Annotated in this window: 6 protein-coding genes and 2 pseudogenes; 5 read left to right on the top strand and 3 right to left on the bottom strand. The window is 61.1% G+C overall.

The features are described from left to right. A pseudogene (locus FNJ47_RS41715) lies at positions 1 to 110 on the top strand (IS5/IS1182 family transposase); the annotation flags it as partial. Here FNJ47_RS41715 and FNJ47_RS41720 read toward each other — a convergent pair. Further along, positions 76 to 486 (bottom strand): GNAT family N-acetyltransferase, encoded by a 411-nt coding sequence (locus FNJ47_RS41720; protein WP_163162066.1) that lies wholly within the window; start codon positions 484 to 486, stop codon positions 76 to 78. The pseudogene FNJ47_RS41715 and the gene FNJ47_RS41720 sit on opposite strands and share 35 nt — an antisense overlap. 912 nt (positions 487 to 1,398) lie before the next feature. On the opposite strand from FNJ47_RS41720, the gene FNJ47_RS41725 reads away from it, so the two are divergent. Then, the gene (locus FNJ47_RS41725) at positions 1,399 to 2,454 is read left to right on the top strand and encodes a hypothetical protein (RefSeq protein WP_236000442.1); all 1,056 of its coding nucleotides are present in this window, start codon (positions 1,399 to 1,401) and stop codon (positions 2,452 to 2,454) included. 176 nt (positions 2,455 to 2,630) lie between these two features. Here FNJ47_RS41725 and FNJ47_RS41730 read toward each other — a convergent pair whose 3' ends face one another. Continuing rightward, the gene (locus tag FNJ47_RS41730; RefSeq protein ID WP_163162068.1) at positions 2,631 to 2,882 is read right to left on the bottom strand and encodes a hypothetical protein; all 252 of its coding nucleotides are present in this window, start codon (positions 2,880 to 2,882) and stop codon (positions 2,631 to 2,633) included. Here FNJ47_RS41730 and FNJ47_RS41735 point away from each other — a divergent pair. From FNJ47_RS41735 to FNJ47_RS41745, 3 genes and pseudogenes are all read left to right on the top strand, one after another. Then, positions 2,874 to 3,808: pseudogene (locus tag FNJ47_RS41735) on the top strand (family 1 encapsulin nanocompartment shell protein). The gene FNJ47_RS41730 and the pseudogene FNJ47_RS41735 sit on opposite strands and share 9 nt — an antisense overlap. 441 nt (positions 3,809 to 4,249) lie before the next feature. Continuing rightward, positions 4,250 to 5,608, top strand: coding sequence for a tyrosine-type recombinase/integrase (locus FNJ47_RS41740; protein WP_163162070.1), 1,359 nt, complete (start codon positions 4,250 to 4,252; stop codon positions 5,606 to 5,608). 276 nt (positions 5,609 to 5,884) lie between these two features. Then, positions 5,885 to 7,024, top strand: a complete 1,140-nt coding sequence (locus tag FNJ47_RS41745; protein WP_163162072.1) for an acyl-CoA dehydrogenase family protein — start codon at positions 5,885 to 5,887, stop codon at positions 7,022 to 7,024. A gap of 25 nt (positions 7,025 to 7,049) precedes the next feature. Here FNJ47_RS41745 and FNJ47_RS41750 read toward each other — a convergent pair. Next, positions 7,050 to 9,601, bottom strand: a 2,552-nt coding sequence (locus FNJ47_RS41750; protein ID WP_163162074.1) for a winged helix-turn-helix domain-containing protein, incomplete at its 5' end; no start/stop codon positions are given.

A 9,601-nucleotide genomic window follows, 5' to 3' on the forward strand; every position in this document is an offset into this window, starting at 1 on the left:
GCTTCTCAAAGCTCAAGCAGTTCCGACGTGTCGCAACCCGCTTCGAAAAAACGGCCCGGAATTACCGGGCCGTCGTCACTCTCGCTGCCATTGTTCTATGGATGCGCTAGTGTCCACACCACCTAGGCGGTTGCAGAATTCATCGGCGCCGATCGCAGACAGCTCCGTGAGGAGCGCGGCCCCGAGTCCTTTCCCTCGCTCGCCTTCGGCCGTAATCAGGTCATCGACATAGAGGAAGTGGCCATGGATCAAGTTCTCTATGATCCGATATCCGGCTATCGCCAACACCCGGTCTCCTTCCCAGGCAGCGAGGACGCGATAGCCGTCCGTCGCCATTTCCGAGGCGCGCTCCACCCACTCATCGACGCCCTTGAGGCGCGGGCGCAGTTGCGAGATCACGGGAAAGCACGCCGTCAGTTGTTTTGGACCGTGTGCGTGGCTCAGGACGATCCCGTCAGGTAGTGGCGCGGACAATTGTTCGTTCATGGGACTTCTCACGGATTGAATAGTATCCGTGAGAAGTTACTGTCAGCGGGTTGGTTTCATCAGAACCAAGAACCTCCAACCCGAATGGACCAGGGCGGCCAGGCTGCTCTAAGCTGCCAGTGGCCCGTCGGTGGGCTCGAAGAACTAATAGTGAATGCGGTCGGCAGCAACGCTCGTCAGTGAAAGCTCGCTAACGAGCGCACGAAGGAACGGGTTGGGGCCGCACAGAAATATATCGGCGTCATGGAGCGGCGCGTTGGCCTTGAGCCAATCGAGCGTGACGATGCCAGTGGCGTCGTTGGTCTCGCCGACGACATCCAGGGACCCGGCTCATTGTAGAACGTCGAGACCGAAATCGCGCCGTGCTGCTTTGTCAAAGCGTGGACATGCTCATCCAAGGCATGCGTGTCGCTGTTGAGCGTGCGGTGGAAATAGTGCGTCGGCAAGCCCGGAGCTCCGCGGCGATCGTCTCAACGATGCTGACCATTGGTGTCAGGCCAACACCGCCCGAGAGCAGCACCACGGTCTGTTGGGGCTCGGCATCAAGGAAGAAATCGCCGGCGGCGTCGTACGTTGGTGAGCGGAGCCACCCGGCGGCGCGCATCCTGGCTTCAGTGTGAACGCGAGTGCGACCAAGCCGGCGAGCCTACTAGCGATCATCGTGGTCGGCACCGCCGATACCAATCGGCGGACCACTTCGAGAAACGGCTGCGTTCACTCCCGTAACGGGCCGGCGAGCGGTTGCATGTGAACCAGGGTACGTCGAGCAGGGCTCACCGTCTCCACGTCCGCCGATCTGCGTAGCGAAGCTAACCTGGAGACATGGGCAAACTCAGGCTAAACGGCTTGGTCTAGACCGAATACAGCTTCTTGGGCCTACATGTTTCCTGTATCGCGCGATACTCTCCTGTCATGGAACAGGATGCCATGTTGAACGTCGCGCAATCTGCTGTGCCGCTGGATGGCGCAGAGGAGCCCAAGGCGGTCGGGATTGATCCGTTGGCGTTCCTCCCGCCGATGGCGGCAATCTGTCATCCCTTCTTGTTGATGCTGTTCCACGCCTTAGTCAGGGCCCCCGGCTCAAAATTACCGCGGACGAACATCACCATATCGGCGATAGTACTCATCTGCACTCTCGGCCTGCCGCTCATCGGGCTTCTCATCGCCTGTCGGCCGGCGATTCAACCAGGTCTCCGGCGCCTTGCTTATGCGGCTGTTGCCGCGCCGACGCTCTACGTCTTTCTCGGCGTGGTCCAGGGGATGTTCAGCAGCCGACTGCCGGACCCGGTAGTCTGGTGCATACTATGGCTGGCGGCGACAGCGTTCGCATTTGCCAAGCCCCGAGGCGAGCCCACCAGCATGGCCGGGATGAGGATCGCGCGATGGCGCGTCGCCCACGGCATAAGTGCCGCTTTACTGTGCGCCTATATTCTTTTCCATCTCGCAAACCATCTGACCGGCCTTCTCGGCCCATCGACGCATTCGGCTGTCATGGACGTCGGGCGCAAAATATATCGCGCGCCAGTGATAGAGCCAGTACTCATCCTTCTCTTTTTATTCCAGGCTGGGAGCGGACTCTGGCTGGCGTGGCGGTGGAGCAACACAGTTCAAGACTTCTATCGTTCGTTCCAGATCGCGTCCGGATTTTATCTGTCGGTCTTCGTACTTGGGCACATGAACTCCGTATTTCTGTACGCACGGACCTATCTTCGAATCCCAACCGACTGGAACTTCGCAACGGGTGCGCCGACGGGGCTCATCCACGACCCATGGAACATTAGGCTGGTGCCGCATTATGCGCTCGCGGTTTTCCTCGTGCTCAGCCATCTTGCTTCTGGTCTCCGGGTGGTGCTGATCGCCCATGGAGTAGAGCTAACGGCGACAAACCGGCTGTGGGCGGCGGGTGTTGTCGCTAGCGGACTGATTGCGACGGCTATCATCGCGGGAATGTGTGGCGTCAGGATCTGATGGCGAGGCCATGCATCTGGAGGACGCCGAGACGCGGTCGCTAGGTCATTGATCACCAACGTTTGGCGATTGCCAGGCGCTGCAATTAGCCCAAACGGTCAACTCTCCTCGCCCTAGCTCGCGCCGGCCTGATTGCCCTCGGTCGGGTAGGCGGCCGGCGGGCGCCGGATTTCCTCCTAGCCATGGAGCACGCCGGCGACCTCGTCCTCGGCCGCCGCGACGACGCGATCGGGATTGCTGATCAGCAAGTCCTGCGGTCGCTTGCCGCCAAGGAAGCTATTGACCGATGCAAACCAATAGGCGAGGCCCCAATCGTCCTTTTTTCCGCGGAAGACCTCCAGCACTCGCGCCAAGTCCTTGGCCGGCCGGTAATCGGTCGAGGCGTCGAAGGCATAGCCCGGGAAGTAGTCCACTCCGTGATGACGCACGGCGAAGATCTGCCCGTTCCTTTTCCATTTGTTCGGCTGAGCGCTGGGATTGCTTGCACTAAATCCAGCCATCTCCGCAATCTCTGCCGCCGTCATCCATTCTCCGGTCTCAAGCACACCTTTGCGGGCTTCGCCCGTCATCCGGGCCTCAATCAGTTTGTGCTGGGGCAGGGGAACGTCGGGCACGATAGCTTCGATGATCGACTGGCATTTCGCCGCGTGCCGACGCTCAATGATCCCAGGGATCACCGCGGCGAGGCCGACGACGGCATCCAGGAGCACGTGAGCAAGCGCTTTGTTACTGTGCTGCGCCAGCGGGAGGTGAAGGCGCTCGTCGAATTGCGCGTCCCATTCCAGCTCTCCCGCCAGCAGATTGATGACCTTGAGCGCGGAGCCCTGGACGCCGCTTGGGCGCCGCTCAAAGACGCCGCCCGCAGCATCACATTTGCGGAGGACCGTGTAATTTTCGACGGATATGCTGCCGCAGGGATCGAGGGCATTCGCCGGGCCAGCAACAACTCGGGGCTAATTCTTCCCACAAATGCAGGAGCCTATCCAAGTGCCGTCGCGCAAGCCGTAAGTAACTCAGACTAGCCGGCTGCAACGGACCATATGCCCTTGTCCTCGGGGCGGAGGCGTACACGGCGGCGAGCGGCGGAAGCGATGAAGGATACCCGGTTTTTCACCACGTCGAACGGCTCGTTGATGGCGGTGTTTTCTGGGCGCCTGCCATCGACGGCGCCTTTGTTCTGACGACGCGAGGAGGCGATTTCGAGCTGGATATCGGCCAAGATCTCTCGATCGGCTATCTCAACCATACCGACACAACGGTCGGGCTCTACTTCCAGGAGACGTTCACTTTCCGGGTGCTGACTACCGAGGCCTCGGTCGTGCTCGCCCCAGCCGGGAAGCAGAAGGTGAAATAGCGAGCCCGGCCGCTGTGCCAGGTAACGGGTGGCTCTGCGAACGTCACCCGGTAGGGACATTTCGGAAGCCTTTCCGCCTACTCTGATCGATCATCCATGATCGATGGAAGCGATTGGCATCGCCTTCGGGGAGGTCCAGTGGTCGTTCGGCCCCGCGCTGCTTGTGCGAAGCGAAACGGCCGGGTCGGGAAAGCACCCCAAAATGCCTGAAAAGATGGCGCAACCGACGCGATTCGAACGTGTGACCTTTGCCTACGGAGCAAGATAACGTGCCCTTCCGAAAAATGCGATAGGGCACGCTACACTACGCTATCCGGTTGAACCGACTGGATAATCTCAGCACCACAAGCGACGTTCCTATCCGAGAATACGCTCTGATTTTCTCCCGCGTGCTTACGCTCTGCTTACGCGAGAGGATCGTGCCCGGAACGAAGGAACGTCATGGTCAAGATTACGAAGAGGATCGTTGAGTCGGCGGAAGCCCAAGAAAAGGACTACCTGATCTGGGACGACGAGTTGCCAGGCTTCGGTGTCCGGGTCTTTAGTTCCGGCAAGCGCAGCTACGTCATCCAGTATCGAATAGGTGGACGCTCACGTCGATACACAATTGGGCTTCATGGAGCCTGGGCGCCCGAGACGGCACGCCGAGAGGCAAAGGTGCAACTCGGTCGGGTCGCTCAGGGTGGCGACCCCGTGGAAGATCGCCAACTCGATCACAAGGCGATCACTGTGAAAGAGGTGTGCGCCCGATATTTCGCTGATCTCCAGGCCGGGCTTATCCTGGGAAAAGGTGGACGACCGAAGAAGGCTTCAACGATCGTCACCGACACTGGCCGTATCGAGCATCACATCGTTCCGCTCATAGGGACCCGGCGGGTCAAGGACCTCACCAAGGCCGACATCAACAAGGTCCTCAAGGACATCATGGCTGGAAAGACGCGGGCTTCGGTGAAGACCAAGAAGCTGCGCGGAAAGGCCATCGTTCGCGGCGGCGCTGGAACGGCCACCCGCACCGTTGGCCTTCTCGGCGGCATCCTCACCTACGCCGTCGAAGCGGGCATTATTGAAACCAATCCGGCCCATGGCATCCGCAAGCCAAAGGATAACGTACGAAAGCGTCGACTATCGGAGGCGGAGTATCGAATCCTCGGTCGGATGCTCCGCGACGCCGCCAAGCAGGAGAAATACGCCACGATCGTGGACATCGTTCGCCAGCTTGCCCTGACCGGCTGCCGCCGCAGCGAGATGATCGGCTTGAAATGGACGGAAGCTGACACCGAGTCGAGCTGCTTGCGGTTGGAGGACAGTAAAGAGGGAGAATCCATTCGCCCCATCGGCTTGCCTGTCGTTGAATATCTCGAGCGACGGCGCACGGATAACTTCGACACGTACGTGTTCCCGGGGCTGGGCGAGGACAATGCATTCGGCAGCTTCCCGAACCATTGGAAGCATCTCTTCGAGGACTCCCCGCTATCCGACATTACACCACACGTCCTGCGCCATAGCTTCGCGAGCATCGCCAACGATCTCGGCTTCACCGAGGTGACTATCGCGGCGTTGGTTGGTCACGCCAAGGGTTCGGTGACGAGCAAATACATCCATACGCTTGATACCGCGCTCATCATGGCCGCGGACACGATTTCGGGCTACATCCAGGGCCTCCTTGACGGCATTGAGTTCAAGCAGACCTCCTATGCCCTTGATCGAGATTCACGAAAAGCTGCCATGGCGCGCTTCCTGAAAAGAGCTTCGGATGGTGAGCCAGAGGTGATCGAAGAGGAGCGCTGTTTGGCTGCCTAGATCAAGGACATAGGCGGCACGCGCTCGGTGTCCCATGATTTCCGCAGGATTTCGCAATGCGAATTTGCTCGCCACCAAAAAAACCCGATCTGTTCAATGAGGTTGAAGACCCACAAGCTATGGTGGCGCGGCCGGACGCACCTGCGAAGAACCGCGGTCATTGTCGAATCGCGGTGCCCGTTCGGCCCTACCCACCACGGGTGGTCTTCTTCGGCGGACACGGAACTATTCTCGGCCTGATACACGCCCACGTTCCATTCCGAGGAGAGCTGCTCCGTGCATATCGCCCGCAAAGTCTTCCGCGAAGACCATGAAATGTTCCGCGCCACGGTTCGTCGCTTCGTCGAGCGAGAGTGCGTGCCGCGGCAGGACGAATGGGACGACGCCGGCAGAGTCGATCGCGAGGTTTGGCGCAAGGCGGGTCAGGAGGGATTGCTCGGGGTAATTCTTCCCGAAGAGTATGGCGGAGGCGGCGGAGACTTCGGACACGCTGCCGTCATGGCGGAAGAGATCGCTCGGGCCAATGTCAGCGGTCCCGGCTTTCAGGTGCACTCCGACATCATCGCGCCGTACATCGCCCGTGTCGGAAGCGAGGCGCAGAAGCGGAAATGGCTGCCTCGCGCGTGCTCGGGTGAGTTGATCCTTGCAATCGCCATGACGGAGCCTGGCACGGGCAGCGATCTCAAGTCGATCAGAACGACCGCCACAAAAGAGGGCGATGAGTACGTCATCAATGGCAGCAAGACCTTCATCAGCAACGGCCTCAACGCCGACATTATCATCGTGGTGTGCAAGACCGACGCGACCGCGGGGGCGAAAGGCATGAGCCTCATCGTCGTCGAGGCCGATCGCGAAGGCTTCCGGCGAGGTCGCAAGCTCAAAAAGGTCGGGCAGCACGCGCAGGATACAGCCGAGCTATTCTTTGACAACGTTCGGGTCCCGGTCGGCAACCTGCTCGGTGAGGAAGGGATGGGATTCAGATACCTGATGGGTGAGCTGCCGCAAGAGCGCTTCTCGATCGCGGTTTCGGCGGCGGCGCGGCTGGAGGCGGCGCTCGATCACACACTTGCTTACGTCAAGGAGCGGAAGGCGTTTGGCCACACGGTCTGGGATTTCCAGAACACCAAGTTCAAGCTCGCCGATATCAAAGCCCAGGCCGTTGCGGTACGCCTGATGATCGATCACTATTTGGCCGAGCACATGAAGCGCGGATTGACGCTTCAGGAATCCGCGATCGCCAAGCTGTTTGCGACCGAGACCCTCGGGAAGGCGCTTGATGAAATGGTCCAGCTCCACGGCGGTTACGGCTACATGCTTGAGTATCCGATCGCCCGATCGTTCGTCGACATGCGCGTCAGCCGCATCTATGGCGGAACCAGCGAAGTCATGCGCGACTTGATCTCACGCCAGCTTTGATTTGGCCACGGTATCGGGCGTCATCTCAGGACGTTGATGGCGCAGGACCGTCCGCATTCCAGCCGAGGTCGCGCATGCGCGAGACCGCGTCGTCGCGGCCGGCAACGCCTAGCTTGCCGTAGATGTTTTTGAGGTGCCATTTCACGGTGTCGGGCGACAGCCCCAACGCCCGCGCGATCTTCTTGTTGGGAAACGCTTGCGAAAGCAGGCGGATGACGTCGAGTTCGCGATCGCTCAGGCTTTCGAGAACCGCCGTGCGGCTCTCGGCCCCGTCGTTGCGTGGTGCGGGAGCGGCGGTTTGCGCCGACGCCTCCGCATCTCCCAGCCGTTCGACGTAGAACGACAGCAGGACATCGAAACCCAATTCGTCGCCGTACCAGCGGATCAAGTCGAGCGCCGAGGTATCTGCATCGAGCAGGCTGCGCACGAGGCCGAGTCGATGGCCAAGCCGCAGGGCCGCCAGCGTCGCCTTGCCGGCCTCATCGAGCATGCCGCGCCGCTTTGCGACGAGGGCATTCTGCAGTCGTAGCATCGCCACGATCTGCTGATGGCCGCGTGCCTCGCAAACCTCGATGAGTGGTCCGAGCCGTGCGGCGGCCGCCTCGTAGCGACCGACCGCGACGTCGAACCGGACCTGCGCCCGTGCGACGATAGTGAATATCTCGTCGCCGAGGTGGCTGCCGGACTTCGGGTGCTTTTGGCCGATTTCCTCAAGTGTCGCGAGCTTGCGCTTCGCCGCCTCGAATTCACTCTGCTCCAGATGACGTCGAACCTGTTCGCCGAGGCTGTGCGCCACTAGCCGATCGAGCTTGAGGCCAACTGCGTAGTCTTCGAGCCGATCCAGATATGCGAGCGCCTCCTGGCGGCGCCCGGCAAGCCAGTGCGACGCCGATAGCACCGACAGGACGCGCAGCACCGAATCCGGGATCGAGACGCGTTCGAGCACGTCAACCCGATCCTCGAGCAGTTGCAGGGCGGCCGATGGATCGTTGAGCTCGTAGAGCGCTTCTCCGAGCAGGGCTGCCGCCAGGCATGCCGGATCGATGCAGGAGGTCCCGCGCTGCTCGGATTCATAGAGAACGTCGCGATAGATCCGTTCCGCCTCGATGATCTGGCCTTCGAGCGCATAACTGAGCCCGACCAGGCAGCGGCCTTGCAGCCGACCGCCGGGAGAGCCGAGCAAGGGCACGCCATCGGCGCGGGTCGCGGGAGCGGTGAGCTGAATCCTTCGCGCCAGTTCATAGTCGGCGCGGTGCATGTAAAGCCAGCTCAGGATGTTGTCTCGCCCGCCGATGGCCGCAGGGTCCGCGTCCGCCGGTGGATGCAGCATTTGCGGCAAAACCCGCATGGCCGCGTCGGTGTCGTCGGAGGCCACCGCCAACGTCGCCTTCACGAGTGCGAGGGCAAACTGGGCGGAGGCGTCGTCGGCCGGCAGGTCAGCCCCGAGCCGCTGCAGGCTCTCGGCGCAGGCATCCAGTTCCCGCGCCAGCAATTGCGAGCGCGCCATCCATAGACGCAGGTTGACCCGCGACTGTATTTCCTGTTCCGGCAGCTGTCGAACCAGGCTGTTCATATTGCGAAACTGGCCCCGCGCGAGCAGATCCTGGCCGTACTGATCCAGCAGTTCTGCGGCTGCTGGGGCTTCGTTGGCCGACAAGGCATGGCGAACCGCCTCATCGACATAGCCGTGGTCCCGGAACCAGAACCACGCCGCCCGATGGTACTGCAGCCGCTGCACCTCGGGACGCTGGCGCAAGCGAGCACGCATGGTTTCACCCAGGAGCGGGTGAAATCGATACCAGGTCTCGCGGTCCGACGTTTCGACCGGGATGATGAAAACATTCTGCGTGACGAGGCTGGCGAGCAGGGATCCGATCCTGTCGCTGTCTTCCGCCTTGCCGAGCAGTGCTGCGCAGAGGGATGCACAGAAACGGTTGCAGATCGATGCGGCCTCGAGCAGCGCGTACTCGGCCTTCGAGAGCTTTGACAGGATCTCGTGCTCGAAATAGTCCGTGAACGATTGCTCGTCCTGGATCTGTCCGCGAGACACGAATTTGGTATTCTGCAGGTCGCGCTTCCGGGACCAGCCGATCGAGAGCAGTTGCAGACCGGCGACCCAACCGTCGGTGAGTTCATAGAGGCGCTGGGCAGTGCGGCGGTCGATGGCGTCAAGCTTGCTCTTGAGGAAGGCCTCGGTCTCGCCCTGAGAGAAACGCAGGTCCCGAAATCCGAGCTCAAAGACGCTTTGTTGAGCACGTAGCCGGGAAAGAGAGACCGGCGGGGCGCCGCGGCAGACAAGAACGAAATGCAAGTTGCGGGGAGCCTGGTCGAGCAGCCATTGCAGGGTCCAGCGGCTGGCTGCGTCAGTCAATGAATGAAGGTCATCGAGAACCAGCACGATCTCTCGCGGTCGTGCTGCGATGCTCCGGACCAAGGCGATAAGCGTGCGCTCGACGGCCTCACTGTCGACGCCTCGCCCCACGAGCTGCGATGCAGTGTCGCTGATTGTTGGATCGACCTGGGAAAAGCTCGCCAGCAGATAGTCCAGCCAGCGGGAAACATCGTTGTCATCGGACG

It is taken from the genome of Bradyrhizobium uaiense (genome assembly GCF_010811875.1).
Lineage (GTDB): Bacteria > Pseudomonadota > Alphaproteobacteria > Rhizobiales > Xanthobacteraceae > Bradyrhizobium > Bradyrhizobium uaiense.